Raw genomic sequence first — 1,089 nt, 5'->3', positions numbered from 1 at the left:
CCTTTAGGCTCTCCACCTTTGTTTGGACCAATAACTTCCCAGAACAAAGTGTGGTTGTAGTGACCTCCACCGTTGTTTCTAACTGCTGCAGGAAATTTATCTATATTTTTGATGATATCATCGATACTGTGTGTAGCCTCAGGTTTACCTTCCAAAGCTTTGTTCAGATTGGTAACATAAGCCTGGTGGTGTTTATCATGGTGGATTTCCATGGTTTGTTTATCGATATGCGGTTCTAATGCATCTGTTGCGTAATGTAACGCAGGTAATTCAAAAGCCATAACTATTATAATTTAAGTTTAAAATTTATTTCTTGTTGTGTTGCCCGGCTTGATCTTTCTTTCATTTAGAAGTCCTGATGGGTGGGGCTGAGCAAATATAACATTCAAAGGTTAAGTTTTGTTCAATACTTTGTCAAGTTATCCCCTTTTGGAAGCAAAAAAACTGGTCATAAGCCGTCCGCATTCTTCTGCGAGGATTCCACCTTTTAAAATAGTTTTGGGGTGAAGCAGATTTGCTCCCTTGGTAGTAAAGCCTCTTTTTTCTTCCTTTGCCCCGAAAACGATCCGGCTGATCTGCATCCAGTAACTCGCGCCTGCGCACATTACGCATGGTTCAATCGTGACGTATAGCGTACAGTCTTTCAGGTATTTTCCACCCAAGGTTTGACTGGCTGCGGTAAAAGCCTGCATTTCGGCATGTGCGGTTACATCATTTAATTGTTCTGTTAAATTGTGTCCTCTGCCTATGATCTTGCCTTGGCATACAACAATTGCTCCGATAGGGACTTCTTGTAGGTCGTAAGCTCTTTGCGCTTCCTGCAAGGCCAGACGCATGTAATGTTCATCTTCCTGTACAGGGTCTTTTTCGTCGGTGAAATTGTAATAGCTCATTTAGATTAATTTACTGCCGTTGGGTACTTTTCCTCTTAATGCGGTGAGTACAATATCTCCATTCTCATCGGCAAAGCCGGTAACCAGGAATTCTGACATGAATTTACCAATTTGTTTTTTAGGGAAATTGATCACGGCTACAATTTGCTGGCCAGTCAATTCTTCTTTGGTATAATGTTTTGTAATCTGGGCAGAA

2 protein-coding genes and 1 pseudogene are annotated in these 1,089 nt (G+C 41.2%); all 3 read right to left on the bottom strand.

Translation table 11 applies throughout. The features are described from left to right. Nucleotides 1-281 (bottom strand): superoxide dismutase (locus DBR11_RS26695; protein ID WP_146186680.1); only part of this gene is annotated, 281 nt, incomplete at its 3' end. Between the two features lie 138 nt (nt 282-419). After that, nucleotides 420-893: a nucleoside deaminase gene (locus tag DBR11_RS26690; protein WP_108555607.1), complete on the bottom strand. Its 474-nt coding sequence runs from the start codon at nt 891-893 to the stop codon at nt 420-422. After that, nucleotides 894-1,089 (bottom strand): annotated as a pseudogene (locus DBR11_RS26685) (tRNA-binding protein); the annotation flags it as partial.

It is taken from the genome of Pedobacter sp. HMWF019 (assembly GCF_003061025.1).
Taxonomy (GTDB): domain Bacteria; phylum Bacteroidota; class Bacteroidia; order Sphingobacteriales; family Sphingobacteriaceae; genus Pedobacter.
Note: the sequence above shows the minus strand (reverse complement) of the source record. Positions and strands in the feature narration are given on the sequence as shown.